The sequence below is a fragment of the Rhodococcus sp. WB1 genome (assembly GCF_001700945.1).
Classification (GTDB): domain Bacteria; phylum Actinomycetota; class Actinomycetes; order Mycobacteriales; family Mycobacteriaceae; genus Rhodococcus; species Rhodococcus aetherivorans.
In genome coordinates this window covers 4,136,527-4,161,338 of the sequence record NZ_CP015529.1, presented here as the reverse complement: position 1 = coordinate 4,161,338, position 24,812 = coordinate 4,136,527, and the positions used below count along the sequence as shown (strand labels likewise).

The 24,812-nt window shown below is 73.2% G+C and carries 25 protein-coding genes and 1 riboswitch; of the genes, 12 read left to right on the top strand and 13 right to left on the bottom strand.

Features of this window, described 5'->3' with window-relative positions; all coding sequences use genetic code 11:
• Nucleotides 1-9: 9 nt before the first annotated feature.
• The 3 genes from A4U64_RS18505 to A4U64_RS18495 all read right to left on the bottom strand — a co-directional run bounded on the left by A4U64_RS18505 (nt 10) and on the right by A4U64_RS18495 (nt 1,665).
• Nucleotides 10-573, bottom strand: coding sequence for a GNAT family N-acetyltransferase (locus tag A4U64_RS18505; protein WP_006931131.1), 564 nt, complete (start codon nt 571-573; stop codon nt 10-12).
• A 2-nt stretch (nt 574-575) separates the two neighbouring features.
• Nucleotides 576-1,244: a DUF3239 domain-containing protein gene (locus A4U64_RS18500; RefSeq protein ID WP_006931132.1), complete on the bottom strand. Its 669-nt coding sequence runs from the start codon at nt 1,242-1,244 to the stop codon at nt 576-578.
• Between the two features lie 136 nt (nt 1,245-1,380).
• Nucleotides 1,381-1,665: a hypothetical protein gene (locus tag A4U64_RS18495; protein WP_232334102.1), complete on the bottom strand. Its 285-nt coding sequence runs from the start codon at nt 1,663-1,665 to the stop codon at nt 1,381-1,383.
• Between the two features lie 1,010 nt (nt 1,666-2,675).
• Here A4U64_RS18495 and A4U64_RS18490 point away from each other — a divergent pair.
• The 3 genes from A4U64_RS18490 (at nt 2,676) to A4U64_RS18480 (ending at nt 6,467) form a co-directional block, all read left to right on the top strand.
• The gene (locus A4U64_RS18490) at nt 2,676-4,076 is read left to right on the top strand and encodes a CitMHS family transporter (protein ID WP_065922944.1); all 1,401 of its coding nucleotides are present in this window, start codon (nt 2,676-2,678) and stop codon (nt 4,074-4,076) included.
• A gap of 67 nt (nt 4,077-4,143) precedes the next feature.
• Complete coding sequence (locus A4U64_RS18485; RefSeq protein WP_006936181.1) at nt 4,144-5,817, top strand: sensor histidine kinase; 1,674 nt, start codon at nt 4,144-4,146, stop codon at nt 5,815-5,817.
• The gene (locus A4U64_RS18480) at nt 5,799-6,467 is read left to right on the top strand and encodes a response regulator (protein WP_006936178.1); all 669 of its coding nucleotides are present in this window, start codon (nt 5,799-5,801) and stop codon (nt 6,465-6,467) included. The genes A4U64_RS18485 and A4U64_RS18480 overlap by 19 nt, the downstream gene beginning before the upstream one ends.
• A 12-nt stretch (nt 6,468-6,479) precedes the next feature.
• Here the strand turns inward: A4U64_RS18480 and A4U64_RS18475 are convergent, their stop codons facing one another.
• On the bottom strand, nt 6,480-8,138 hold the full coding sequence (locus A4U64_RS18475) for a DNA repair helicase XPB (protein ID WP_006936177.1): 1,659 nt from the start codon (nt 8,136-8,138) through the stop codon (nt 6,480-6,482).
• A 76-nt stretch (nt 8,139-8,214) separates the two neighbouring features.
• Nucleotides 8,215-10,503, bottom strand: a complete 2,289-nt coding sequence (locus A4U64_RS18470; RefSeq protein WP_065922943.1) for a helicase-associated domain-containing protein — start codon at nt 10,501-10,503, stop codon at nt 8,215-8,217.
• 59 nt (nt 10,504-10,562) lie between these two features.
• Here A4U64_RS18470 and A4U64_RS18465 point away from each other — a divergent pair, with 59 nt between their 5' ends.
• A complete protein-coding gene (locus A4U64_RS18465) occupies nt 10,563-10,751 on the top strand; it encodes a hypothetical protein (RefSeq protein ID WP_006936172.1) in 189 nt (62 codons plus the stop codon).
• Nucleotides 10,752-10,815: 64 nt separating this feature from the next.
• Here A4U64_RS18465 and A4U64_RS18460 read toward each other — a convergent pair whose 3' ends face one another.
• From A4U64_RS18460 to A4U64_RS18450, 3 genes are all read right to left on the bottom strand, one after another.
• On the bottom strand, nt 10,816-11,400 hold the full coding sequence (locus tag A4U64_RS18460) for a resuscitation-promoting factor Rpf1 domain-containing protein (protein ID WP_006936171.1): 585 nt from the start codon (nt 11,398-11,400) through the stop codon (nt 10,816-10,818).
• A gap of 9 nt (nt 11,401-11,409) precedes the next feature.
• A riboswitch (cyclic di-AMP (ydaO/yuaA leader) is annotated at nt 11,410-11,635 on the bottom strand.
• Nucleotides 11,636-11,846: 211 nt separating this feature from the next.
• The gene (locus tag A4U64_RS18455) at nt 11,847-12,239 is read right to left on the bottom strand and encodes a YccF domain-containing protein (protein ID WP_006936165.1); all 393 of its coding nucleotides are present in this window, start codon (nt 12,237-12,239) and stop codon (nt 11,847-11,849) included.
• Complete coding sequence (locus tag A4U64_RS18450; protein WP_065922942.1) at nt 12,236-12,478, bottom strand: hypothetical protein; 243 nt, start codon at nt 12,476-12,478, stop codon at nt 12,236-12,238. The genes A4U64_RS18455 and A4U64_RS18450 overlap by 4 nt, the downstream gene beginning before the upstream one ends.
• Nucleotides 12,479-12,645: 167 nt before the next feature.
• Between A4U64_RS18450 and A4U64_RS18445 the strand changes: the two genes are divergently transcribed.
• Nucleotides 12,646-13,056, top strand: a complete 411-nt coding sequence (locus A4U64_RS18445; RefSeq protein WP_029541805.1) for a cold-shock protein — start codon at nt 12,646-12,648, stop codon at nt 13,054-13,056.
• An 82-nt stretch (nt 13,057-13,138) separates the two neighbouring features.
• Here A4U64_RS18445 and A4U64_RS18440 read toward each other — a convergent pair whose 3' ends face one another.
• The 3 genes from A4U64_RS18440 to A4U64_RS18430 all read right to left on the bottom strand — a co-directional run bounded on the left by A4U64_RS18440 (nt 13,139) and on the right by A4U64_RS18430 (nt 16,159).
• Nucleotides 13,139-13,606 carry a DUF2771 family protein gene (locus tag A4U64_RS18440; protein WP_006936161.1) on the bottom strand — a complete coding sequence of 156 codons (468 nt, stop codon included), beginning with the start codon at nt 13,604-13,606 and terminating at the stop codon, nt 13,139-13,141.
• Nucleotides 13,606-15,303: an MFS transporter gene (locus A4U64_RS18435; RefSeq protein ID WP_029541807.1), complete on the bottom strand. Its 1,698-nt coding sequence runs from the start codon at nt 15,301-15,303 to the stop codon at nt 13,606-13,608. Before A4U64_RS18435 ends, A4U64_RS18440 begins: the two co-directional genes overlap by 1 nt.
• A gap of 61 nt (nt 15,304-15,364) precedes the next feature.
• A complete protein-coding gene (locus tag A4U64_RS18430; RefSeq protein WP_065923527.1) occupies nt 15,365-16,159 on the bottom strand; it encodes a glutaminyl-peptide cyclotransferase in 795 nt (264 codons plus the stop codon).
• 49 nt (nt 16,160-16,208) lie between these two features.
• Between A4U64_RS18430 and A4U64_RS18425 the strand changes: the two genes are divergently transcribed.
• From A4U64_RS18425 to A4U64_RS18415, 3 genes are read left to right on the top strand one after another with little or no spacing between them, the layout of a single operon-like run.
• A complete protein-coding gene (locus A4U64_RS18425; protein ID WP_065922941.1) occupies nt 16,209-17,192 on the top strand; it encodes a DUF3027 domain-containing protein in 984 nt (327 codons plus the stop codon).
• Nucleotides 17,193-17,194: 2 nt separating this feature from the next.
• The gene (locus A4U64_RS18420; protein ID WP_065922940.1) at nt 17,195-19,963 is read left to right on the top strand and encodes a sacsin N-terminal ATP-binding-like domain-containing protein; all 2,769 of its coding nucleotides are present in this window, start codon (nt 17,195-17,197) and stop codon (nt 19,961-19,963) included.
• Complete coding sequence (locus tag A4U64_RS18415; RefSeq protein ID WP_006936149.1) at nt 19,960-20,499, top strand: phosphatase PAP2 family protein; 540 nt, start codon at nt 19,960-19,962, stop codon at nt 20,497-20,499. The genes A4U64_RS18420 and A4U64_RS18415 overlap by 4 nt, the downstream gene beginning before the upstream one ends.
• Before the next feature lie 37 nt (nt 20,500-20,536).
• On the opposite strand, the gene A4U64_RS18410 is transcribed toward A4U64_RS18415, so the two are convergent.
• Nucleotides 20,537-20,785: a DUF2530 domain-containing protein gene (locus A4U64_RS18410; RefSeq protein ID WP_065922939.1), complete on the bottom strand. Its 249-nt coding sequence runs from the start codon at nt 20,783-20,785 to the stop codon at nt 20,537-20,539.
• A gap of 75 nt (nt 20,786-20,860) precedes the next feature.
• Between A4U64_RS18410 and A4U64_RS18405 the strand changes: the two genes are divergently transcribed.
• The 4 genes from A4U64_RS18405 to A4U64_RS18390 all read left to right on the top strand — a co-directional run bounded on the left by A4U64_RS18405 (nt 20,861) and on the right by A4U64_RS18390 (nt 24,010).
• Entirely contained in the window at nt 20,861-22,345 is a 1,485-nt protein-coding gene (locus A4U64_RS18405) for an NCS2 family permease (protein ID WP_006936143.1), read from the top strand.
• A 43-nt stretch (nt 22,346-22,388) separates the two neighbouring features.
• Complete coding sequence (locus A4U64_RS18400) at nt 22,389-22,820, top strand: MarR family winged helix-turn-helix transcriptional regulator (RefSeq protein ID WP_029541818.1); 432 nt, start codon at nt 22,389-22,391, stop codon at nt 22,818-22,820.
• A gap of 105 nt (nt 22,821-22,925) precedes the next feature.
• Entirely contained in the window at nt 22,926-23,732 is an 807-nt protein-coding gene (locus A4U64_RS18395) for a TrmH family RNA methyltransferase (RefSeq protein ID WP_065922938.1), read from the top strand.
• Nucleotides 23,729-24,010 (top strand): DUF2537 domain-containing protein, encoded by a 282-nt coding sequence (locus A4U64_RS18390; RefSeq protein WP_065922937.1) that lies wholly within the window; start codon nt 23,729-23,731, stop codon nt 24,008-24,010. Before A4U64_RS18395 ends, A4U64_RS18390 begins: the two co-directional genes overlap by 4 nt.
• A 41-nt stretch (nt 24,011-24,051) precedes the next feature.
• On the opposite strand, the gene A4U64_RS18385 is transcribed toward A4U64_RS18390, so the two are convergent.
• Nucleotides 24,052-24,801, bottom strand: coding sequence for a DUF6928 family protein (locus A4U64_RS18385; protein WP_065922936.1), 750 nt, complete (start codon nt 24,799-24,801; stop codon nt 24,052-24,054).
• Between the last annotated feature and the right edge of the window lie 11 nt (nt 24,802-24,812).

The window sequence follows — 24,812 nt, the reverse complement described above, 5'->3', positions numbered from 1 at the left end:
CCGTGCCGATCACATCGGCCACCCGTCGGCCGGCACGCGTGGGTCGTCGGGCAGCAGACCCGCGACCCACGCGTCGTGCCGCACCCCGCGCTGCAGCACGCCGCGCCGTTGCACCCCCTCGAAGCGGAAGCCGACGCGCCGCGCCACCGCCGCCGACGCGAGATTGGCGGCCAGCGCCCGCCATTCGATACGGCCCAGTTTCAGACCGTCCGCGCGGAAGGCGAAGTCGCACAACACGTTCACCGCGGCCGTCGCGAGCCCGCGGGTGCGTGCGGCCGGAGCGATCCAGTACCCGATCTCCGCGGCCGACGGGTCGCGCGCGATCAGCCCGATCGTGCCCAGCAGCGGGCCGTCGGCGGTGGTCCGCACCGCCCACACCGGACTGTGTCCCTCCCAGCCGGCGGGCACCACGTCGCCGACGAACCGTTGCGCGTCGGCGCGGGTGTAGGGGTCGGGGACCGTCGTCCACCGGACGATCGACCGGTCCCGGCAGGCGGCCGTGATCGCGTCGACGTCGTCCGGGCCCGGCACCGTGAGAACGACGGTGCTTCCGGCGAGGACGACGGGTCGCATGGTCAGCGGAGGTCGGGGGGCAGGTCCTTCGGGTCCAGCACGAGCCGGCGCTCGTCGCTGGCCGCGACCTCGTCCGAGAGGGACAGCTTGCCTTCGACCACCTTCCACTCGGTCTCGTCGATGGCGGCCGCGGCCTCCCGCAGCACCGAGGCGTCGCGGGTGCCCCACGCGATCGGCATCGGGCTGACCATCTGCCACGCGCCGCTCGTGTTGCGGGTGGTGCGGTCCGACAGCACCGCGACGCACGGCACGCGCTCGCCGACCTGCACCCGGTGCCCCGGTACGGCCGTGACGTCCCGGGCGACCAGCGCATAGCGGTGGACGCCGGTCTCCGGCTTGGCGATGTCGACGAGCGCGAGCAGCGTCATCCCGCGCGGCCGGAGCTCGGAGACCACGGCCGGCACCAGGGGACTGTCCCGGTACAGGTGCTGGATCGTGCCCACCTTGCGCGGCGCCCATACCGCAACCCACGCAGCGGTGAGTGCGGCGACGATCACCACCGCCGCGACGACGAAGGACCACGCCTGGCCGATCAGGAGCAGCCACACCGCGGCCGCCGCGAACAGCACCGCCAGCACGATCCCCGAGACCCGCAGCCGCCGCACCTCGGCGACGGTCTGATTGACGGCCTTGGCGTGGGGCAGGTCCACGGGGAAGTCGAAACGGCGCACGCCGTCAGCTTATGCGACCGGCTGGTCGGCGGTGGAGCCCTGTAGGGGGGCCGCAGCGGTGGTGAGGGGGGCGTTGCTGTGGAGCCCTCTCGCGCGATGGCGCAGGATCCACCCCTTCGACACGAGGACCTTCGGATCACTGCGTAGCGGCCCGTACCGCCGCGATCACCCCGGCGACGAGCAGGGCCAGCAGGGCGACCACGAGCAGGACCGGAGCCAGCAGCGCCACCAGGACGACGGCGAGAGCAAGGAGGATCTTGGCCTTGATGCTCAGTCCGGACAGCAGGCCCTTGAACGCTGCCCACACGACGTTCTTGCCGGTCAGGAAGGCCCGGATCCCCTCCAGGACGGCACCTTTGATCGGGTGGCCCTCGGTGACGGAGTCGGTGAGCTGATCCGTCCACCCGGGGATCTTGCGCATCACCGCGGCTCCTTGCCTCCGCGCCGCGCGCGCAAGTCGGCGAACGCGGATCTTCAGCCACTCGACGAGGGCCGCGAAGGGTCCGGGCTTGCGGCTCGGAAGAGGCTCGCCGCGACCAGTGGGTCCGGGGCGTTGCGAGGTCGAGGCCGGCCGGCGGGGCGTGCGCTCCGGCGACGAGGGCCGGGATGCCGACGAGGGCCGGGATGTCGTGGAGGTGCGGGACTGCTCGCGGGGCCGCTGCCGTGCCTCCCCCGCGGCGGCGGTCCGCGTCCGCGGACGGGCCGGGCGCGTGGCGGCTTCCTGCCCCGGGCGGCGGGGGGTCTCCGACGTCGATCGGCGGGGGGCCGTTGCCCGTTCGGTGCGCGGCTTCGACGCCGTCCGCCGCGGTGCCGCCGTGGTGGTCGATTTCGTGGCGGCCTCCTGCCCCGGGCGGCGCCGGGGGGCATCCGACGTCGATCGGCGGGGTGTCTCCGGCGCCGATCGACGGGGGGCCGTTGCCCGTTCGGTGCGCGGCTTCGACGCCGTCCGCCGCGGTGCCGCCGTGGTCGATTCCGTGGCGGCCGACTTCGTGGCGGCCGACTTCGCGGCGGTCGGTTTCGTGGCGGACGAGCGTCTGCGGGGCGCTCGTTCCCGGCCGGCGGTGGCCGACGCCGTCGGCCTTTTCGCCGTCCCGGACGACGGGGCCGCACGACGCGGCCGCTCGGTCGTCCTGGTCGAGCTGCCCCGGTCCGCGGCCTTGGTAGCCGTTCGGCCGGGGCTGCCGGATGCGGTCCGGCCACCCTTGTCGCCCCGTGCGCCCATGCGGAAGGCGTACCCCTCATGCGGTCCCGGTAAACCCGCCGACCGGGGCGAATGCACTCGAGCAGAATGCGCACAACGGCGCTATCGCACGCAACGGTGACCACCCGCAGTGGCCTGCCCCACACTTCCGTGTAGCAGAGATCACACCGGGCGACGACCCGGATTCTCGAACCTCCTCCGCACCGTCCACCGACGAAAGCGAGCAGATCGTGCTTGTCTTCCTCGGCTTCCTCATGGTCGCCGTCTTCATGTATCTGATCCTGTCCAAGAGGGCCACTCCCGTCGTCGGGCTGATCCTCGTTCCGGTCGCCTTCGGCCTGTTCGCCGGTGCGGGCGCCGATCTCGGCGACATGATCGTCGACGGGGTCACCGACCTCGCCCCGACGGCCGCGCTGCTGTTCTTCGCGATCATCTTCTTCGGGATCATGATCGACGTGGGGCTGTTCGACCCCCTGGTGCGGCTCGTCCTGCGGCTCGTCCGGGACGACCCGGCGCGGCTCGTCGTGGGGACGGCAGTGCTGGCGATGGTCGTCTCCCTCGACGGCGACGGCTCGACCACCTTCATCATCACCACGTCCGCGATGCTGCCGCTGTACCTGAAGCTGCGGGTGAGCCCGGTGGTGCTGACGGTTGTCGCGGGCCTGTCGAACGCGACGATGAACATCATCCCGTGGGGCGGCCCGACGGTCCGCGCCGCCAGCGCGCTCGGCCTGTCCCCGTCGGATGTGTTCGTCCCGATGATCCCGTCGCTGCTCGTCGGCCTGGTCGTCGTGCTCGGGTTCGCGCTGCACCTCGGTGTCATGGAGCGCCGGCGCCTCGGCAAGCTGGTGTGGACCGCTGAGCCGGTCCTGGCCGGCGCCGGCCGCGGCGGCTCCACGGGAGCGGGTCGTTCGGGTTCGCGTGGCGCCGGCAGCGGATCCGGCCCGGACGCGCCCGGCGACGACGAGACCGGCGGTTTCGTCGCAGGTCTCGACCCGACCCGCGCGACCCTGCGACCGAGGCTGCTGCCGTTCAACGCGCTGCTCACCGTCGCCCTGCTCGTCGTCCTCGGGCTCGACATCCTGCCCATCCCCGTCCTGTTCATGATCGCCGCAGGCCTGGCGCTGGCCGTGAACTTCCCGCGCGTGTCGGAGCAGTCCGAGGCGATCGTCCGGCACTCGTCGAGCATCGTGTCGGTCGTGGCCATGGTGTTCGCGGCCGCCGTCCTGACCGGTGTGTTCCAGGGCACCGGCATGGTCGAGGAGATGGCGCAGTGGCTGACCGGCGCGATCCCGGACGCGCTCGGCCCCTACCTGGCGGTGATCACGGGCGTGCTCAGCATCCCGTTCACCTTCTTCATGACCAACGACGCGTTCTACTTCGGCGTGCTGCCGGTCCTGGCCGAGACGGCCGCCCAGTACGGGATCGAACCGGTCGAGATGGCCCGCGCCTCGATCACCGGCCAGCCCGTGCACATGCAGAGCCCGCTGGTGCCCGCGATCCTGCTGCTCGTCACCCTCGCCGGCGTCCAGCTCGCCGACCACCACCGCAAGGTGCTGTGGCGTGCGACGCTCGTGTCGCTCACCATGTTGGCCGTCGGCATCCTCCTGGGCCAGATCCCGCTCGGCTGAGCTCCGCACCGACGTACCGTCGCGAGAAACGGATCAACGTGTCGGACCCCGAACTGCCGGAGGCGTCGTGAGGCTGCGCACCCAGGTGCTGCTGTTGCAGTCCGCCGTGGTGGCGGTGGCGCTCGGCCTCGGGTTCGCGGCGTTCGTCACCACCACCGAGGACCGCGTCACCGACGAATACGGACAACGCGCCCTCGCCGTCGCCCGGACCGTCGCAGCCGATGCCACGGTCCGGGCCGAGGTGGCCCGGCTCGCGGCCGCCGACGACGGAGTCGTCGCACCCGGCAACCCGGAGCTCGCGACCGGCACGGTCCAGCAGGCCGCCGAGGCGGTGCGCGCGGCCACCGGCGCGTTGTTCGTGGTGGTCACCGACGAGCAGGGACTGCGGCTGGCTCACCCCGACGCGCGGCTGCTCGGTCTGCGGGTCAGCACCGACCCGGACGAGGCCCTGGCCGGACGGGAGGTGGTGCGCAGCGAGCGCGGCACCCTCGGCGACTCCGTCCGGGCCAAGGTGCCCGTCGTCGCCCCCGGCTCGGAGCGGGTCGTCGGCGAGGTCAGCGTCGGCATCGCCACCGACCGCGTCCGGTCGGAGCTGCGCGAGGACGTCGCGCAGGCGGCGCTCGTCGCGGCCGGCGCCCTGGCGTGCGGCGCCGCGGGATCGGCGCTGCTGGCCCGCCGGTGGAAGCGGCTGACCCTCGGCCTCGAGCCCGAGCAGCTCGCCGAGCTGGTCCGGGAGCAGGAGGTCGTGCTGCACGGCATCGGGGAAGGGGTGATCGGCGCCGACACCGAGGGGGTGGTCACCGTCGTCAACGCCGAGGCCCGGCGGCTGCTCGACCTGCGCGGCGGAGTGGGGGACCGGCTCGAGGACGTCGGGCTCACCCCGCGCCTGCTCGACGTCGCGCGCCGCCCCCGCGACGAGCCGGTGGCCGCCGCCGCGGGCGACCGGATCGTGCTGGCCGTCGCGCGCCGGGTCCTGCGCGACGGCCGCGACCTGGGCACCGTGATGTCGGTGCGCGACCGCACCGACGTCGAGAAGCTCACCCGCGAACTCGACGCCGTGCAGTCGCTGACCACCGCCCTGCGGGCCCAGCGGCACGAGACCGCGAACCGCCTGCACCTGCTCTACGGCCTGCTGCAGCAAGGCCGCAGCGCTCAGGCCACCGAGTACCTCGAGCAGCTCCTCGGATCCGGGCCCACCGGCCGGCCCCTCGACGGGCTCGACGCCGTCGCCGACCCGTACCTGCACGCCTTCCTCACCGCCAAGGCCGCCCACGCGCGGGAGAGCGGGGTGACGCTGGTCCTCGGCGAGAACACCTGGGTGCGCGGCACCGTCCGCTGCCCCGTGGACGTCACGACCGTGCTGGGCAACCTGCTCGACAACGCGATCGAGGCGGCCCGCGAGCACGGGCACGACCCCGCCGAGGTGGAGGTCGAACTCGTCGAGGCCGGCCGCGACCTGCACCTGGCCGTCGCGGACACCGGTGCCGGCATCGCCGCCGGCCGCGCCGGGGAGGTCTTCGGGGAGGGTGTCACCACCCACGCCGACGGTGCCGTCCCGGGCGGTCGCGGAATGGGCCTGGCGCTGGCGCGGCAGGTGGCCCGGCAGCACGGCGGCGACGTGATCCTCGCCGATCCCGGCGGGCGGCGCACCCCGGACAATCCCACCGGGGGCGCGGTGTTCGTCGCCACGCTGATCGACGTACTCGACGAAGGAGACACCGCGTGGGCGGATCCGATCTGACGGTGCTCGTCGTCGACGACGACTTCCGCGTCGCGGAACTGCACGCGAGCGTGGTCGCCGCGGTGGCCGGGTTCCGCGTGGCGGCGGTCGCCGGTACCGTCGCGGCCGCGCGCGACGCGGTCCGCGAGGCCCCGGTCGACCTCGCGCTCGTGGACGTGTACCTGCCCGACGGCTCCGGCATCGACCTGATCCGTGAACTCGACTGCGACGCATTCGTACTCGGCGCAGCCGCCGAGGGCACGACGGTGCGGGCCGCGCTGGCCGCCGGCGCCTCGGGGTATCTGGTCAAGCCGTTTCCCAACACCGAACTCGCGCGGCGGTTGTCGGCGTACGCGCAGTACCGGCGTCTCGTCGCCGGCGCCGAACTCACCCAGGCCGAGATCGACTCGGCGCTCGCCGCGCTGCGCCCGGCGCCGTCGGGCGCCGGCGACAGGGCGCCCCGATCGGTGACCAAAGAACTTGTCCTGCAAGCTCTCTCGTCCTCGAATACGCCCATGTCGGCGGGGGAGGTGGCGGCCACGATCGGGGTGTCCCGCGCGACCGCTCAGCGTTATCTCGCCGCGCTCGTCACCAAGGGGCAGCTGCGGATGCAGCTCCGGTACGGCAGCACGGGACGACCGGAACAGGAGTACCGCCTCCCGCCCGGCTGAACCGGCCGGCGGTCAGCCGATGGTGGGGCCGAGCAGATCGTCCGCGTCGGTGATCCGGTACGCGTAACCCTGCTCGGCGAGGAACCGCTGCCGGTGCGCGGCGTACTCGGCGTCGAGGGTGTCGCGCGCGACGACCGAGTAGAAGTGCGCCTGCCCGCCGTCGTGCTTGGGGCGCAGCAACCGGCCGAGGCGCTGCGCCTCCTCCTGGCGCGAGCCGAACGTGCCCGACACCTGCACCGCCACCGACGCCTCGGGCAGGTCGATCGAGAAGTTCGCGACCTTCGACACGACGAGCACCTTCAGCTCACCGGCGCGGAAGCGGTCGAACAGCTCCTCGCGCTCCTTGTTCCGGGTCGAGCCCTTGATCACCGGGGCGTCCAGCGCCTCGCCGAGCTCGTCGAGCTGATCGAGGTACGCCCCGATGATCAGGGTGGGGGAGTCGCGGTGCCGGTCCAGGATCGACTTCACCACCGCGATCTTCGTGTGCGCGGTCGAGCACAGCTTGTACCGCTCCTCGGGCTCGGCCACCGCGTACGTCATCCGTTCCGCGTCGGTCAGGGTCACCCGCACCTCGACGCACTCCGCGGGCGCGATCCAGCCCTGCGCCTCGATGTCCTTCCACGGTGCGTCGTAGCGCTTGGGGCCGATGAGCGAGAATACGTCGCCCTCGCGGCCGTCCTCGCGCACGAGGGTCGCGGTGAGGCCGAGCCGGCGCCGGGACTGCAGGTCGGCTGTCATCCGGAACACCGGGGCGGGCAGCAGATGCACCTCGTCGTAGATCATCAGCCCCCAGTCGCGGGAGTCGAACAGCTCGAGGTTGCGGTACTCGCCCTTCGACTTGCGGGTGATGACCTGGTAGGTGGCGATGGTGACCGGGCGGATCTCCTTCTTCTCCCCGGAGTACTCGCCGATCTCGTCCTCGGTGAGCGACGTGCGGGCGATCAGCTCGCGCTTCCACTGCCGGCCCGCGACGGTGTTGGTCACCAGGATCAGGGTGGTGGCGCCCGCCTTGGCCATCGCGGCCGCACCCACCATCGTCTTCCCCGCCCCGCACGGCAGCACCACCACGCCGGAGCCGCCGGCCCAGAACGAGTCCGCGGCCATCTCCTGGTAGTCCCGCAGGTGCCAGGGGTTGGTCTCGAAGTCGAGGTTGATCGCGTGTGCCTCACCGTCGACGTAGCCGGCGAGGTCCTCGGCCGGCCAGCCGACCTTGAGCAACATCTGCTTGAGCCGGCCGCGCTCGCTCGGATGCACGATCACGGTGTCGTCGTCGAGCCGGGCGCCGAGCATCGGCGCGATCTTCTTGTTGCGCATCACCTCCTCGAGCACCGCCCGGTCGAGGCTGACCAGGGTCAGGCCGTGCGCGGGGTTCTTCACCAGCTGCAGCCGGCCGTAGCGGGCCATGGTGTCGACGATGTCGACGAGCAGCGGCTGCGGGACCGCGAACCGGGAGTGGGTGACCAGGGCGTCGACGACCTGCTCGGCGTCGTGTCCCGCGGCGCGGGCGTTCCACAACGCCAGCGGGGTGACCCGGTAGGTGTGCACGTGCTCGGGGGCGCGTTCGAGCTCGGCGAACGGCGCGATGGCCTGCCGGGCCTCGTTCGCGAGGGCGTGGTCGACCTCGAGGAGCAGGGTCTTGTCGGACTGGACGATCAACGGTCCGTCGGCCACGGACGCCTCCTAGCACGGGAACAGGCAGAACCTCCCCATTCTCCAGGTGCGGCGGCAGGCCCGCCACCGGCCGCCGTCACTCCACGAGCGCGACCGTGGTGATGCGGTGCAGCACGAAGCTGCGGACCGTGCCCGCGGCGGGGTCGAACGCCTCGAGCTGCCCCCCGCCGACGGCGACGGGATCGACGATGCGGTGAGTGGCGACGCCCTGCGCGTCGACGTAGCCGATCCGGACGCTGCGCTTGCCGTGCGCGGCGAGTTGCAGCAGCGCCATCGTCGCGGCACCGCCCGTGCGGGTGCCGTCGCCGCGGACGGTGGTGCCGCGCGGGGCGGCCGCGGCCCGGTCCCCGGCGCGCAGCGTGCGGATCAGGGTGTCGAGTTGCTCCCCGGTGGGCGGCGTCGGTCCGATGTAGCGGGGCCGTGCCCGCGGCACCGACACCCGGGCGCCTCGTGGCCGCAGGTCCAGCACCGCGCCGGTGGCGTCCTCGCCCGCGGGCGCGAAGCCCGCACCGCGCAGCTCGGCGAGCACCTCCGCCAGCGGCGCCTGCGACACCGCGACCGTCGGCGCGACGGCCCGCAGGGCGAGGTGGCCGGCGACGGGGTGACCGAGCACCTCGGCCAGCAGCGCCGGGTCGTCGGAGCGGACGAACGAGGCGGCGATCCCGGCGCGGAGCCGGCCGTGGCGGCGGGCGACGTCGTCGATCAGGTAGGTCAACGCCTGGGGGACGGGAGTGCGCGAATGCGTGGCGAACAGGGCGTGCAGCTCGGCGGCGCCGGTGCCCGCGTCCAGAGCGCGGCGCACGCCGGGCTCGCTCACCCGGTACACCGTGGCCGCGCCCGCCGACTCGACGTCGGCGACGAGGGCGATGCGGTCCGCGAGTTCGGGCACCAGGGGGCCGGGCGCCACCACCGTCAGGTCGGCCTGGACCAGCACGTAGTCGACCGGTTCCGGCAGGACCGCGGCCATCTCCGCCTCGGGGTCGCCGCCGTGCAGCAGCGCCTTGCCGGGCGAGGCGAGAGCCCCGTGCGCGACGACGGCCAGCGCCGTCGCCTCCCGCAGCGTCTCGGCCACCGTGTCGGCGCCGAGCCGGGCCGCCCACCGCGGCCGCCGCCAGGCCAGCACGGCTCGCGCCGCATCCGCGCCGGGCGCCGACCCGGGCACCTCGGCGAGCAGCTCGAGCAGCAGGCGCCGCTCGCGCGGTGCGGCGGTGGACTGGCACTCGTCGGACAGTGCGGCGATCGGCTTGTCCGTCGCGTCGCGGCGCCCGACGAGCCACGGACGTCGCGGCGCGTCGAGCCACGCGCCCGCGAGCACGGCCCAGCGCTGCGCGGGCGGCGCGTTCGACCAGCCGTCGGCGGCGGTGGTCGGCGCCCAGTAGTCGTCGATGTCCGTCGGGGGCGGCGGCTGGGGCACACCCCGCGAGATCAGGCCGGCCGCGGCGAGCACCTCGACGAGCAGCGCGGCGAGTTGCTCGTCGACGTCGACGGTCTTGGCGAGGCGGCGCAGTTCGCGCACTCCGAGTCCCCCGGACTTGAGCGCGGGGGCGGGCAGCGCGGCGAGCGCGTCGATCAGGTTCTCGCAGTGCCGCAGCAGTTCGAGGGCGGCGCCCGCAGCGGTGGCGTTGACCTCGGCGACGACGTGCGTCGCGGGCAGCGGCCGGGGCGGGGTGAGGGCGGCGGGGTCGAAGGGGGCCTCGCCGCGCAGCGCCTGACCGACCCGGTGCGGCAGCTCGACGGTCTCGTCGTCGAGCCGGATCAGCAGCCCGGCGGTGAGCAGGCGCTGCACGGGCCGGTCGGCGGGTGTGCCCGCCGCGGCGTCGCGGGTACGCCCGACGGGCGAGGTGCGCGCGAGGGTGTCGAGCAGGCTGCGCTGCGCCGGATCGAGGTCGGCGAGCAGGGCGCCGACCTCGGCCGGGCCCGGCAGCTGCTCGGGGTCGGGACTGCGGCCGATTCGCCACGGCACCGCCTCGGCCGCGGCCTTGACCAGCCGCAGCCCGTCGGCGGGACCCCACACGAGCGACAGGCGGCGCAGGCGGTCGAGGGACCGGTCGACGTTCTTGGCGGTGACGCGGCCGGACACGGAGTCGAGCAGCGCCCGGCGGGTCACCGGCTCCCGGTCGGCGCCCAGCCGGGTCAGCGCGTCGACCACACCGAAGTCGAGGACGGTGAGTTCGTCGGCGGCGCGGAACACCGAGGCACGTTGCTGCGCGCGGCCGGCCAGGACGGCCATCGTCGCGGGTGGCGGGACCACCAGGTCGGGGCGCGCGCGCAGCAGCTCGGCGAGGTCGGCGTCGCGGCGGTCGCTCAGCCAGCGCGCGAGCGACTCCGGCCCGGTCTCCGGCGCGGCGGGGTCGGTGGCGGTCATCGAGACCAGATTAGAGACCTGAAGTAGCTGTCCGTGAACCTGCCTGCCAAAATGAGCGCATGGCTGACAATTCGAAGAAGCAGTATGTCGATCCGGGGTGGCCCAAGGTGGCGGACGGGGACCACGCCGTCACCGAGTTGTCCTCGACTCGTTCCGGCCCGTTGTCCCCGTACGGCGAGGAGATGGAGTTCCCGTTGCCGGTCGACTCCCTGCCGTACACCCACCCCCGCACCGTCATCAACCGCTGATCGAAGCACGAAAGAGCCCCGCACCGGAACGGTGCGGGGCTCTTTCGTGCGTCTGTGCCGGGTATCAGTTCGGCAGGGCGGCGTTGACCGCGTCGACGAGGTTCTGGTCGACGGCGATGCCGGCCTGGCGCAGGGCGTCGAGGCCCTGTTCGAAGCCGGCCCGCAGGCCCTGGGCCTCCGCGGGCAGAGCGGGAAGCTCGGGCACCTCGGGGGCGGCCTCGACGACCGGGGTGTTCTGGACGGTGCCGGCGCTCGTGGACGGGGCGCTGCGCTGCGTCGGAGCGCTGCTCAGGCCGAGGCTCGAGGAGCAGGACGGCCACGCGCCCCAGCCCTGGCCGGCGAGCACGCGCTCGGCGACGGTGATCTGCTGCTCGCGGGTGGCCTGGTTGGCGGTCGCCGCGTACTCGCCGCCGCCGTAGGCGTTCCACGTGCTGGGGGAGAACTGCAGGCCACCCTGGTAGCCGTTGCCGGTGTTGATGCCCCAGTTGCCGCCGGACTCGCACTGCGCGAGGCGGTCCCAGTCGGAGTCGGGAGCGGCGTTGGCGGTGCCGCTGAAGGCGACGCCCGTGACGCCGAGAACCGCGCTGGTCAGCGCGAACTTGGCGACGGTGCGGCCGGTGTTGGTGGGTTTGCGATGGCGTCCGCTCATGTCGGTTCCGGTTCCTCTCCGTACGCGCCTACGAGGTCAGCTGTCGGGTTCGGGCTGAAGAGGTAGCCCGGCCTCCTCGCCGGTGGGCGATTCGGCTTCACCCCAAGGACCGTCGCCGTGGGCGGCGATCCGGGTGCCTCCTGGGAATCGGTGTTCCCTGGGAGACCGTTGGGTCCCCCGCTTCCTGCTCCCGTGGATCGTTCGTCGGGACACCCGGAATCCGCGGAGCAGGATTTGGCGCGACGGACCCGGGGTGGCCGAACCAACCGGCCGGAGACGACGGTAACGGCTCGAGGCGGGGATTGTCACCAATTGATAACGCCGAGCGCAGCGAGGGCGGCGCGTGAGTGGCGCGTGTGGCGGGATGAAGTCGCAGGTAGGGACCAAAGTCCATCGCCGGTGCCGGTTCGCGACCTCGCCGTTATGCCCGTGTTATGTGAGGAACGTCACATGTAACTCGGGCGGTTGTCCACCGGGACGATGTCCTTCCCGAGCGGCAGCAGCGAGATCGGCACCATCTTCAGGTTCGCGAGCGCCAGGGGGATGCCGATGATCGTGATCGCCATCGCGATCGCCGTCACGACGTGACCGAGGGCCAGCCAGATGCCGGCGACGACGACCCAGATCACGTTGCCGATCAGCGACCCGGCCCCCGCCGTGGGCTTGTCCACCACCGTCTTGCCGAACGGCCACAGCGCGTACATGCCGATGCGGAACGAGGCGATGCCGAACGGGATGGTGATGATCAGCACGAAGCAGATCAGGCCTGCCAGGAAGTACCCCAGCGCCAGCCACAGGCCGCCGAAGACCAGCCAGATGATGTTGAGCAGAATCCTCACGTGTGATCCCTTCCGCGGGAGCGCCGGCCGGAGCGCAGCGCGAAGGTCAATGCCAGCACGAAGCCGAGCGGCCAGGCGAGAGTCAGCAGATACAGCACCAGGCCCGGCCGGCCGTCGGTGACGGCGGGGGTCAGGAAGATCGCCACCACGGCGACGATCCCGACCAGGAAACATGCCAGCGCGGCCTTGAGCAGGCCGTTGCCCGGTGCGGAAGAACTGGAGGTGCCCACGGGTTCCACCGTAGTGCTTCCCCACCCGCCCGCGCCGCCGCCGGACTTTCGAAGGTGGACTCCGCCGCGGGTACACTGACGCATGTCTGCGCGTCCCGCACTCGAAGCGGGGCGCGTTGTTTTGCATATCCACTCGTGCCCACCGGGGCACGGCTGTCGAGGAGCGGGTGAACGCAGTGCCTACCGGCAAGGTGAAGTGGTACGACATGGAGAAGGGCTTCGGCTTCCTGTCCCAGGAGGAGGGCGAGGACGTCTATGTGCGTGCCTCCGCGCTCCCGGCCGGGGTCGAGGGCCTCAAGCCGGGTCAGCGGGTGGAGTTCGGCATGGCCGCGGGCCGTCGCGGACCGCAGGCGCTCAGCCTGAAACTGCTCGATCCGCTGCCGTCGGTGCGCCAGGGCGGGCGGCGTGAGGCGGCCCCCCAGAAGCGGCACACGCCCGACGAGCTGCACGGCATGGTCGAGGACATGATCAAGCTGCTCGAGGCCACCGTGCAGCCGGAGCTGCGCAAGGGCCGCCATCCCGAGCGCAAGACCGCCCAGCGGATCTCCGAGGTGATGCGGGCCGTCGCCCGCGAGCTCGACTCCTGACGCCCGGCGTCGGGCCGACCCGACGCGAGAGGGGCCTTCCGGGACAGCACCCGGAGGGCCCCTCTCGCATGCCGGACGGGGGTCAGAACGTCTGGATCGCCCACACCGGCGCCTGCTCCCCGGTGGCGGGAAGCTGCAGCACCACATTCAGCAACTGCGCGCCGGGGTCGGACGGCACCGTCACGGCCCGGGCCTGACCGGGCGTGTAGTCGCGGAACCCCTCGAAGATCTCGCCGGTGCGGGGATCACCGTAGGTGACGTTCAGCCGCCAGTCCGAGTCGGTGATCTCCGACGGCAACGACAGCTGCAGCGGCCGGCCCGCCGGCACCTCGAGCATCACGGCCTCGAGGCCGGCGCACGTGCCGTCGGCGCTGCACAGGCCGGGCTCGACCGTGACCGTACGGCCCTGCGCGTACGCCGTCACCGTGGGCACGCTCGGCGGTGCGGAACGGACGAGGGAGACCACGACCGCGGTGAGCCCGCCGATCGCGACCAGCGCCACGATCACCAGGATCGCGATCGTCTTCTTCGTCCGGGGCTGCAGTCTCATCACGTTCCGTTTCTCGTCGTACGTCCGCCTGGCCGCGGGATGCGACCGGTGGTCTCCTGGGTGGCGTGTTCCGGGCGTTTGCCACCGAAGCCCGGAACGACGGTGCCTCCACGGTAGGTGAGGATCGTCTGCGTCAGACCGAGGGCCAGCACGACGGTGACCACGGTGAACCCGAGCCAGTACTCGGTCGGCAGCAGGACCCCCAGGGCCCCGCCGAACACCCAGCTCAGCTGCAGCACCGTCTCCGAGCGACCGAACCCGGACGCGATGGACTCCTCCGGCAGGTCCTGCTGCAGCGACGCGTCCAGCGACACCTTCGCCAGCGCGCTCGCGCAGGATCCCACCAGCGCCACGAGGGCCGCCGTGATCAGGTTGCCGGTCGCGGCGGCCAGCGCCGCCATCACCGTCACGGCCGCGGTGCACCGCACCACGATCAGCGCGGGACGGCCCAGCGTGAGCCGCGCGCCGGTCGCGTTGCCGGTGAAGTTGCCGATGGCGGCGGCCGCGCCGACCAGACCCAGCATCCCCGCCTGGACCAGGGGCTCGTGCTCGGTCTTCGACTTGGCGACGAACGCGATGAACAAGGTCAGGAAGCCGGTCAGCACCCGGATCGTGCCGTTGCCCCACAAACCGGTGAGCACGGCCCGCCCCAGCGGCTGCCGACGGCTCTTCGCGCCGCCGGCGCGCGCGGGCGTCGCAATCACTTCGGTGCGGGTCCCGGTGACCTCGGTGCGGGCCTCGGCGCCGTGATACGACAGCGTGGCCGGCACCTCGCCCTCGGTGACCTCGACCCACGACGGGATCCGCATGCTCAGGTACGCGCCGAACGCCGTGATGACGGCGCACAGCCACAGTGCGCCGGACGATCCGAACAGCCAGGCCGCGGCGGCGGCGACGGCCCCGGCGCCCATCGTGCCGCCCACCAGGCCGAACACCGTGAGCCGGGAGTTCACCCGGACCAGATCGATCTCGGGCGGCAGCACCCGCGGCGTCACCGCCGATTTGAGCACCGCGAACGATTTGGACAGCACCATCATCGCCAGCGCGGCGGGGTACAGCCCCCAGCTGTCGAAGTTGAACACCAGCACCACGGCGAGCACGGTGCGCGCGGCGAACGACGTGGCCAGCGCCAGCCGGCGACCGTGCTGCAACCGGTCGAGCAACGGACCGATCAGCGGGGCGATCACCGCGAACGGGGCGATCGTGATGAGCAGATACAGGGCGACCTTGGTCTTGTCCTCGCCCGTGGCCGCCGAGAAGAACAGGGTGTTGGCCAGGGCCACGGCGACCGCCGCGTCGCTCGCGAAGTTCGCCATCGTCGCGTAGGTCAGGGCCGTGAGGCCCGAGCGGTCCGCACCGTCCGCGGTGGCGGCCCGGCGGAACGTCGCGATGCCCTTGCTCGTGAGCTCACGGCTGCGCAGCGCCGCGACGCGGGTGACCGTCAGTTTCCGCGGCATCCGTGGGGCCCGCGGGGCGCCGGCGCGCTCCTCGCGGGAGAAGTCGTCGCCCCGGTACCTGCGGGCGTCCTCGACCGGGTGCAGCGGCGGCAGGGGGGTACGTCGCGCAGACGTGCGCCGCGGCGGCGGATAGTTGCCGTTGCCGGGGTGCGGGGCCCGGGCCGACCGGCGGGGACGACCGCCGACGTCGGCGCCACGGCCCGCGTCGTCGTGTGCGCGTTCCTCGTCCGAATCGGTCACGGCACAATTCTGTCGCACCGGGCGGATCGGTGTTCGGTGGCGTGCCCCACCTGCGGCGCGATCACGGCACGAACCGCACCTCGAACACCGACGGCCAGTACTTGCCGGTGACGAGGAAGCGATCGGTACCGGGCAGGTGCGCGATTCCGTTGAGCACGTCGATACGCTCGCGCTGCCCGTCGGTGAGCTGCTCGCGCAGCGCCCCGGCGTCCACCACGGCGGTCACCCGGCCCTCGTCCGGGTCGATGCGCAGGATCTCGTCGGTCTTCCACACGTTGGCGTACACGGCACCGTCGTCGGTGCATTCGAGTTCGTTGAGGCGGGTGACGGCGCGGCCCTCGCGCAGGACCGTCACCCGGCCCGTCTCCGCGAAGGTCCCGGGGTGCCGGAACGTCAGCTCCGCGGTGCCGTCGCTCATCACCAGCCGGTCGTCCTGGGCGCACAACCCCCAGCCCTCCCCGTCGTAGCCGGCGCGGCCGCGTTCGGCCAGGGTGTCCCGGTCGCGGGCGACCGCGACCCCGTCACGCCACGTCAGCTGCCACACCGTGGTGCCGGCGACGGTGATGCCCTCGCCGAACATGCCGTCCGGCACCGGCACCCGGACCCGTTCGGCGCCGGTGGCCAGCGACCGCGCCGCGATCCACGACCGGCCGGACAGGCCGGTGCCCTCGAGCAACTCGTCGCCGGACACCTCGAGGCCCTGCGTGAACGCGGCGGGATCGTGCGGATGCACGGCCACGACCTCGGCCCGCAGGCGCTCGGGCGGCGGACCCGGATCCGCCGGGGCGGAATCGCACGCGGCTGCCGCGACGCAGGCGGCGACCGCGGCCGCGACGGAGAGCGGACGGCGGCGCATGCCCACATGATGGCAGCCGAGGGTCGCGGTGGCGGTTCCGTGCGGCAGAATGGGGTCCGTGAGTGGTGTGCCTTCCTCAGTTGCGTCCGGCTCCGCGTCCGCCTCTACCGAACAGCTCGTGCAGCCTCTGCTGGCCGACGCCGTCGACGTCGCGCGGGCCGCGCTGCTGGACGCGGGCGAGACCGGCGTCGGCGCGTACCTCGGCGTCGCGGCCGAGGACGACTGCGCTGCCACCCACCGGTTCGCCGCGGAACTGCCCGGGTACCGGGGCTGGCAGTGGGCCGTCGTCGTCGCCGCCGCACCCGGCTCGGACCGGGTGACGGTGAGCGAGCTGGCGCTGCTGCCCGGACCGGACGCGCTCGTCGCGCCGCGGTGGGTGCCGTGGAACGAGCGGATCCGGCCCGGCGACCTCGGTCCCGGCGACCTGCTCGCGCCCCCGGCGGGGGATCCGCGCCTCGTGCCCGGCTACGTCGCCACCGGCGACCCCGAGATCGACGAGACGGCCCTCGAGATCGGCCTCGGCCGCACGCAGGTCATGAGCCTCGAGGGCCGCCTCGAGGCAGCCCAGCGCTGGTACGACGGCGACTACGGCCCCGACTCGGAGATGGCCAAGGCCGCGCCCTCGACGTGTCGGCTGTGCGGGTTCTACCTTCCCCTCGCGGGTTCCCTGCGGGCAGCGTTCGGGGTGTGCGGCAACGAGTTCGCCGCCGACGGCCACGTGGTGCACTCGGCGTACGGGTGCGGCGCCCACTCGGACACCACCCTGCCGACCGGCGCGGGCTCCCCGGTCCACGAGGCGTACGACGACTCCGCTGTGGAGGTCGTCGCCCTGCCGCCGGCCGAGGCGGGTGCGGAGGCGCACGCCCCGGCGGACGCGGAAGGCACGGTCCCGGAGGCCTCGGAGGAGACCGGGTCCGGGAGCGCCGGGGACACGGAGAGCACCGAGAGCACCGAGAGCACCGAGAACACCGAGAGCACCGAGGACACGACTGCCGAGCCGGCCGCGGTCGCGCCGCCGGAACAGACCGACTGAGGATGCCGCGCCCCGACCCCGCCGACCCCTTCGGGACCGCGGCGCTGCGCGAGGGCACCCTGCTGGCCTGGGCGTCGTCCCCGACGCGGCTGCGGGAGGATGCCGCCACCGAGGCCGATCTCGTCCGGGCCGGCTACCGGGACCGGGTGCTCACCGAACTCGCGCAGAACGCCGCCGACGCGGCCGCGCGCGCGGGCGTGCCGGGCGCGCTGTGCCTGTGGCGCGACGGCGACGACCTGCACGTCGCGAACACCGGCGCGCCGCTCGACGAAGCCGGCGTGCAGGCGCTGACGGCGCTGCGGGCGTCGAGCAAGACCGGCGGGGTCGGCCGGTTCGGGGTCGGCTTCACCGCCGCGGCCGCGGTGAGCGAGGACATCGAGATCCGTTCGCGGTCCGGCTCGATCCGCTTCTCCGCCGCGCACACCCGGGACGCGCTGGCCGACCGCGGCGTGCCCGCCCCGGAGTCCGGCATCCCGGTGCTGCGTCTCGCGTGGCCCGCGTCCATGCCGCCGGCGCCCGGCTGGGACACCGAGGTGGTGCTGCGGCTGCGTCCCGGGATCGACGCGGAGACGCTGCTCGACGGGTTCGCCGCGGAGGCCGTCGACCTGCTCCTCGAGCTGCCCGCACTGGCCGCCGTCACGGTGGGCGGCCGCGAGCTCACCCGCACCTGCACCGAAGCCGAGTCCGGACTGCGCGTCGTCGCCGTCGGCGAGCGGACCTGGTGGGAGTACGCCGGGCCCCACGCCCGCTGGCTCGTTCCCGTCGTGGACGGGGTGGCGGTGCCGGTGCCGCAGGACGTGCTGCGGGCTCCCACCCGCTCCGACGAGGAACTCTCGTTGCCCGCGCTGGTGATCGCCGACGTGCCGATGCAGCCCGACCGGCGCCGCCTGCTCCCCGGCGCCCCGGTGGCCGGCCTCGCGCGCGGCTACGCCGGCTTCGTCGCGGCGCTGCCGCCGCGGCAGCGGCCGGCGATGGTTCCGGTTCCCGGCTTCGCGCGCAGCGAGGTCGACGCGCTGCTGCGTGAGGCCGTGCTGCAGGAGTTGCGCGCGCATCCGTGGCTGCCCCCGGCCGGCGGTGGCGACGATCTGGTCCCGGACCGGGCCACCGCGCTGACCGGTCTCACCGACGAGCTCGCCGCCGTCCTCGCCGACGTCGTGCCCGGCCTGATCCGGCCCGATCTGTGCGGGCCGCGGTACGCTGCGGCGCTCGGCGCCGTCGACGTGCACCGCCTCGGGCCGGCGCGGATCGCCGAGCTGCTCGCCGGGGTCGAGCGCGAGCCTGCGTGGTGGTACCGGCTGTACGAGGCGCTCACCCCGCTGGTCGTCGACTCGGTGGTGGCCGAGGAACTCGCCGCGATCCCGGTGCCGCTGTCGGACGGCCGCACCGTCACCGGGCCGCGGACCGCCGTGCTGGGCACGGACGTCGGGCATCTGCGCATGCCGTGGGTGCGCCTCGTGCACCCCGACGCCGCGCATCCCCTGCTCACCCGGCTCGGCGCCGGCACGGTCACGGCGGTGGATCTGCTCGCGGACCCGGCGCTGCTCGCGGCGGTCGAGGACGTCGACGTCGACGACCACGAGGCGACGGCCGAGCTCGCCGAGGTCGTGCTCCGGCTGGCGGCGCAGGTACCGGCCGAAGCGGTGCCCCGGGAGCTGGGGGCGCTGCTCCTGCCCGATGCCGACGGCGAACTCGTGCCCGCCGACGAGCTGTTGCTGCCGGGGGCGCCCCTCGCGGATGTGCTGGTCGAGGACGCGCCCTTCGCCATCCTCGATCCGCAGGTGGCGGAGCAGTACGACGCCGAGGCGCTGCGGGCCGTCGGCGTCGGATGGGGTTTCACGGTGCTGCGTGCCGAGCTGCCCACCGGTCCCGATCACGACCTGCCCGACGAGGAGCAGTGGTGGGGAACCCTCGACGAGGATCCCGAGTCGCTCGTGGCGGTGCGCGACCTCGACCTCGTCGACGACGCCCGCTGGGATCGGGCCCTGTCGCTCCTCGTCGCCGAACCCGGCACGGCTGCGGCCCTCGGCGACCGGCGCGGCTACACCGCCTGGTGGCTGCGCACCTACGCGTCGCTGGGCGGCCGGACCCTCGGGCACCTGCGCGCCCCCGACGACGAGGCATTCGCCGGTCTGCTCGACCCCTGCCCGCACCCGGACGCGGACCGTCTGCGGCCGTGCCTGGCCGCGACGGGCGTCGAGAGCACGGAGACGGCCGCGCTGCTTCTCGACCGCCTCGCCGACCCCGACCGCACCCCCGCCCCGGCCGTCACCGCCCGCGCCCACGCCGCCCTGGCCGCGGCGAGTGCCGCCGGCATGCTCGACCTCGACGCCCTGCACCTGCCCGACGCCGTCCGCAGCCTCGCCGGGTCGATCGTCGACGCGGCGGACGCGCTGGTGCTGGACCGGCCGTGGCTCGCCGCCGTGGTGCCCGCCGACCGGCTCGTGCTCGGCGCCCTGCCGACCGCAGCGGTCCTCGCCGACCTCCTCGACGTCGCCCTCGCCTCGGCCGAGGTGTCCGGACACGTCACCGGCCCGGGCCGCGCGACCGGGTGGCGGAACGAGCCCGCCGCGGTGCTCGCGGCGGCCGTCGCGCAGCGGCCGTTGCCGCGCGGACCCCTCGTCGTGCACGAGCGACTGACCGTGCGCTGCTCCGGCGCGGTCACCGGCGAGCGCGACGTCTCGTGGTGGGTCGACGAGAGCGGTACGACGCACTGCACCGGCCCGGGACTGGCCGCCGCCGTCGCGGCGCTCTCGCCGCCGGAGCCACGATGAGCATCGACACGACGACCCTCGACGGCGTGGTGGAGCTCCGCGAACCCGCGCTGACCGCCGTCGTCACCGCCGTCACCCACACCGGCGGTACCGTCGCCGTCGCCGTGGTCACGACGGCGCTGACGATGCTCATGCTGCGCGCGGGCCGTCGCGACGATGCGCTGCTCCTGTCCGCGACGATCCTGACGGGCTGGCCGTTGATGAGCCTGCTCAAGCTGCAGTTCGGGCGGGAGCGCCCGCCGCAGCCCGCGCGCCTCGTCGAGCTGACCACCCACTCGTTCCCCTCCGGGCACGCCATGATGACCGCGATGCTGGCGACGGTGCTCGCCGTCGTGATCGCCCGGCAGTCGCCGCCCGGCAGCCGCCGGGCGCTCGTGGCGTACTGCGCCCTGGGCGCCTACACGCTCGCGGTCGGGCTCTCGCGGGTCTATCTCGCGGCCCACTGGCTGACCGACGTCGTCGCCGGGTGGCTGCTGGGGTCGTTGTGGGCGCTGCTGTGGGTGGGGTTGATCACGCGGGTGCGGGCCCGGCTGTGACCGCGGCCGTGGGGCCGGGCGGCGTGGGACCCGCTCGTCAGTCCAGTCCGACCTGCGCGCCGCGCCGACCCAGCCGGGCGGCCCGGCGCTGCACGAGGTAGACGGCGAATCCCAAGAGCCCCACGATGATTCCCGCTACGCACACGGGCAGGGCGGCCGGCCACCGGTCGCCCGTGGCAAGTACGACGATCGTCGCCACCGTCCACAGTGCCGTGCCGATCGCCAGCGCGGGACGGGGATCGGCGAGGCGCCGTATCCGCTCGGCAACCGTTTGCGCGTCGTTCACGATTTCAGGCTAGTCCAGCCCGATTGCAATAATCTCCCGTTGCGACGCAGCCCCCATCCCAGAGCGGAAGTCGATATGGCCCAATCCTCAGAGCGGAAGTCCGGCACGGCGGTCGGCACCTCGTTCCTCGACACCTACTTCAAGATCACCGAACGGGGATCGACGGTCTCGCGGGAGGTGCGCGGCGGCGTCGTCACGTTCGTCGCGATGGCCTACATCGTGGTGCTCAATCCGCTGATCCTGGGCAGCTTCTCCCCGGACGACGCCTCGGCCAAGGTCGACGTGCTCGGCAACATTCTGCCCATCAACCAGGTCGCCGCCGTCACCGCGCTGGTGGCCGGACTGATGAGCATCGTCTTCGGCGTCGTCGCCAACTATCCGTTCGCCATCGCGGCCGGCCTGGGTATCAACACCCTGCTGGCGGTCACCATCGCACCCCAGGTCACCTGGCCCGAAGCGATGGGCCTCGTGGTGATCGACGGCATCATCATCGTGGTCCTCGCCCTCACCGGCTTCCGCACCGCCGTGTTCAACGCGATCCCGCCCGAGCTGAAGGCGGCCATCGCGGCCGGCATCGGTGCGTTCATCGCCCTGATCGGCATGGTCGACGCCGGATTCGTGCGCCGCCTGCCGGACGCGGCCGGCACCACCGTCCCCGTCGGGCTGGGCATCGACGGCTCGATCGCGTCGTGGCCGACCGCCGTGTTCGTGTTCGGTGTGCTGCTCATGGGTGTGCTCATCGTGCGCCGGGTGCCCGGCGGGCTGCTGATCGGCATCGTCGTGACCACGGTGGTCGCCGCGATCGTCGAGGCGGTCGCCGGGGTCGGGCCGTCGCAGGGCACCAACCCGAAGGGCTGGAATCTGAGCACGCCGGAGGTGCCGGACACGGTGGCCGGCGTGCCGGATCTGAGCCTGGTGGGCAACGTCGACCTCTTCGGCGCGTTCACCCGGATCGGCGTGATCGCCGCGACGCTGCTCGTGTTCACCCTCGTCCTCGCCAACTTCTTCGACGCGATGGGCACGATGACCGGCCTCGGTAAGGAGGCCGGTCTCGCCGACAAGGACGGCAACCTGCCCGGTATCGGCCGTGCCCTCGTCGTCGAGGGCACCGGGGCCATCGCCGGCGGCGTGGGATCCGCGTCGTCGAACACGGTGTTCGTCGAGTCCGCCTCCGGCATCGCCGAGGGTGCGCGCACCGGCCTGGCGAACGTGGTGACCGGCGTGCTGTTCCTCGCCGCGATGTTCCTCACCCCGCTCTACGAGATGGTGCCCGTCGAGGCCGCCGCCCCGGCCCTCGTGGTGGTGGGTGCCCTGATGATCGGGCAGGTCCGCGACATCGACTTCACGCAGTTCGCCGTCGCGTTGCCGGCGTTCCTCACGATCGTCGTCATGCCGTTCACGTACTCGATCGCCAACGGGATCGGCGTCGGCTTCATCACGTGGGTGGTCCTGCACGCGGCGGCCGGGAAGGCGCGGGCGGTGCACCCGCTGCTGTGGGTGGTGGCGGGCTTGTTCGTCGCCTACTTCGCGGTGGACCCGATCACCGAACTGCTCACCTGACACACGGCGCGATGTGTCCGGTCGGTCCCGTATTGTGCACGCCATGACATCGGAACATCGCACGCTCGCCGGCGACCTCTCGTTGGCAGTTGTGCGCCTGACGCGCCATTTGCGGGGGCGGCGCTCCGATTCCCGGGTTTCCCTGACTCAGCTGTCGGCAATGACCACGCTGAGGCAGGAGGGAGCGATGACCCCCGGCGCGCTGGCCGCGCGCGAGAAGGTTCAGCCGCCGTCCATGACGCGGGTGATCGCATCGCTCGACGAGCTCGGGCTCGTCGAGCGGACTCCGCATCCCACGGACGGCCGGCAGGTCATCGTCTCGCTCTCGGATGCGGGCCTGGCACTGCTGGTCGACGAGCAGCAGGCCCGCGAGGCGTGGCTGACCGAACGGCTGGCCACGCTGGACGAGGACCACCTCGCCACGTTGCAGGACGCCGTGGGCATCATCAACAAGCTGGTCAGCGAAGCGGAGTGAGCCGGTCCGGGCCCGTAGGGACGAGTCTGCGCCCGGACGGCACGGGGTAGCGCGGAGCGAGAACCCGCCGACGAGACTCCGGTGCGACCTGGGAGAATCGACGGCGTGGTTCACGTCATCGACATCTTGGATCCCGCCGACCCCCGGCTGGACGACTTCCGAGACCTCAACTCGTCGGATCGCCGGCCGGACCTGCCCGCGGGCAAGGGCCTGGTGATCGCGGAGGGCGTGCTCGTCGTGCAGCGGATGCTCGATTCGCGGTTCGCGCCGGGCGGCCTGCTCGGGGTGGATCGCCGTCTCGGTGAACTCGCCGACGACCTGCGCGACGTCGACGTGCCGTTCTACCGCACCTCGGCCGAGGTGATGGCCGAGGTCGTCGGCTTCCATCTCAACCGCGGGGTACTCGCCGCGGCGCACCGGCCGCCGGCGCTCGACCTCGACGACGTCCTCGAGAAGGCCACCACCGTCGCGGTGCTCGAGGGCGTGAACGACCACGAGAACCTCGGCTCGATGTTCCGCAACGCCGCCGGCCTGGGCGTCGATGCCGTCCTGTTCGGCAAGGGCTGCGCCGACCCGCTGTACCGGCGGGCGGTGCGGGTGTCGATGGGGCACGTGCTGCGGGTTCCGTTCGCCCACGTCGAGCGGTGGCCGTACGACCTGGACCGGTTGCGGGCGCGGGACTTCCAGCTCATCTCGCTCACGCCGAATCCCGAGGCCGTGCCGCTGGCCGAGGCCATGACGGGGGAGAAGGTCGCCCTGCTCCTCGGCGCCGAGGGCCCGGGGCTGACCGAGCACGCGATGCGCGCGACGGACGTGCGGGCACGCATTCCGATGGCGCCGGGCACCGACTCGCTCAACGTCGCCACGGCCGCGGCGATGGCGTTCTACGAGCGGGTACGGCTCCCGCGGTGATCGCACCCCTGCGCGCCCCGTCGACGCCGTGGTCGACGGGGCTGACGCTGACGGGCTTCGCCCTCGTCGTCACCGTCGTCACGATCGTCGCGTTCGGGCTCGAGCTCGGGCGCGTGCACCCCCTGCTCGCGGTGATCGTCAACCTCGTCGCCGCGGCCGGGATCGCCCCGACCCTGTGGTGGTGGCGGCGGGTGCCGCTGTGGCGGTGGATCGTCGCAGGTGTCGCGGCCGGAGTTCCGGTCGGCTGGATCGTGCTGCTCGGCGTGACGACGTTCTGAGCGGCTCCGCAGCCGCGCGCGACACCGGACGGACCGGCTGGCTATTCGGCGTGCGGGTGACCGGACAGCGCGCGACCGCGTGCGGAGGTCCGTCGCGGCCACCACCACCGTCGCGCGGGCGGGCGGGCCGGCTCGTCGCGTGCGGTGGGCGGTCGCTCGCCCTCGCGGTACACCTCGAAGCCCCACACCTCGATCTCGTGGGGGTCGAGCTCGCCGCCGGCGCGGCCCGTGTAGCGGAACCCGAGCCACGCGGAGTTGGCGGCCTCGGCGAACCGGCGGGGGTGGAACGGCAGCGCCTGCGGATCGGGCAGCACGTCCAGCGGCCAGCGGATGGGGAACTCCCCACCCCAGCACGGCCGCTCCCACACGAACGGCAGGCCGTCGTCCTCGGCGATGTCGACGGGCGTGGCGTCGAACGCCCGTCGCAGCATGCCGCGCCGCCAGGCCCCGACGGCGCCGCGGGCCCCGGTGGGGTCCGACACGACGAGGTAGGTGTTTTCGGAAGCGACGGTGCGCCTCCAGCTTTCGGGTAGCTGCGACGGACGCGTGGCCGCGAGGTCCGGGCTGCACACCACCGTCACCCCGGGGAAGCTGCCCACGTAGACCCGGCCGGGGTCACCGGCCGCGGCCTGCGCGAGCGGCACCCGGTCCAGCGGCTCGGACGACATCCCGGGGTGCAGCCGCCCGACGAGTGCGTGGGCCGTCTTCCGGTCGGCCCGCGCGGCGCGCAGCACCGCACCGGGGTCGGGGGCGTCGACGTACCAGATGGTCGACACGGCCGCCGCCACCATCGGTGGGCCCG

What these genes read in the sequence shown, in the direction of transcription:
- A4U64_RS18505 (WP_006931131.1), bottom strand. Translation starts at nt 573, where the DNA reads ATGCGACCCGTCGTCCTCGCCGGAAGCACCGTCGTTCTCACGGTGCCG.
- A4U64_RS18495 (WP_232334102.1), bottom strand. Translation starts at nt 1,665, where the DNA reads ATGCGCAAGATCCCCGGGTGGACGGATCAGCTCACCGACTCCGTCACC.
- A4U64_RS18470 (WP_065922943.1), bottom strand. Translation starts at nt 10,503, where the DNA reads ATGACCGCCACCGACCCCGCCGCGCCGGAGACCGGGCCGGAGTCGCTC.
- A4U64_RS18465 (WP_006936172.1), top strand. Translation starts at nt 10,563, where the DNA reads ATGGCTGACAATTCGAAGAAGCAGTATGTCGATCCGGGGTGGCCCAAG.
- A4U64_RS18460 (WP_006936171.1), bottom strand. Translation starts at nt 11,400, where the DNA reads ATGAGCGGACGCCATCGCAAACCCACCAACACCGGCCGCACCGTCGCC.
- A4U64_RS18440 (WP_006936161.1), bottom strand. Translation starts at nt 13,606, where the DNA reads ATGAGACTGCAGCCCCGGACGAAGAAGACGATCGCGATCCTGGTGATC.
- A4U64_RS18430 (WP_065923527.1), bottom strand. Translation starts at nt 16,159, where the DNA reads ATGCGCCGCCGTCCGCTCTCCGTCGCGGCCGCGGTCGCCGCCTGCGTC.
- A4U64_RS18425 (WP_065922941.1), top strand. Translation starts at nt 16,209, where the DNA reads ATGGGGTCCGTGAGTGGTGTGCCTTCCTCAGTTGCGTCCGGCTCCGCG.
- A4U64_RS18420 (WP_065922940.1), top strand. Translation starts at nt 17,195, where the DNA reads ATGCCGCGCCCCGACCCCGCCGACCCCTTCGGGACCGCGGCGCTGCGC.
- A4U64_RS18415 (WP_006936149.1), top strand. Translation starts at nt 19,960, where the DNA reads ATGAGCATCGACACGACGACCCTCGACGGCGTGGTGGAGCTCCGCGAA.
- A4U64_RS18405 (WP_006936143.1), top strand. Translation starts at nt 20,861, where the DNA reads ATGGCCCAATCCTCAGAGCGGAAGTCCGGCACGGCGGTCGGCACCTCG.
- A4U64_RS18400 (WP_029541818.1), top strand. Translation starts at nt 22,389, where the DNA reads ATGACATCGGAACATCGCACGCTCGCCGGCGACCTCTCGTTGGCAGTT.
- A4U64_RS18385 (WP_065922936.1), bottom strand. Translation starts at nt 24,801, where the DNA reads ATGGTGGCGGCGGCCGTGTCGACCATCTGGTACGTCGACGCCCCCGAC.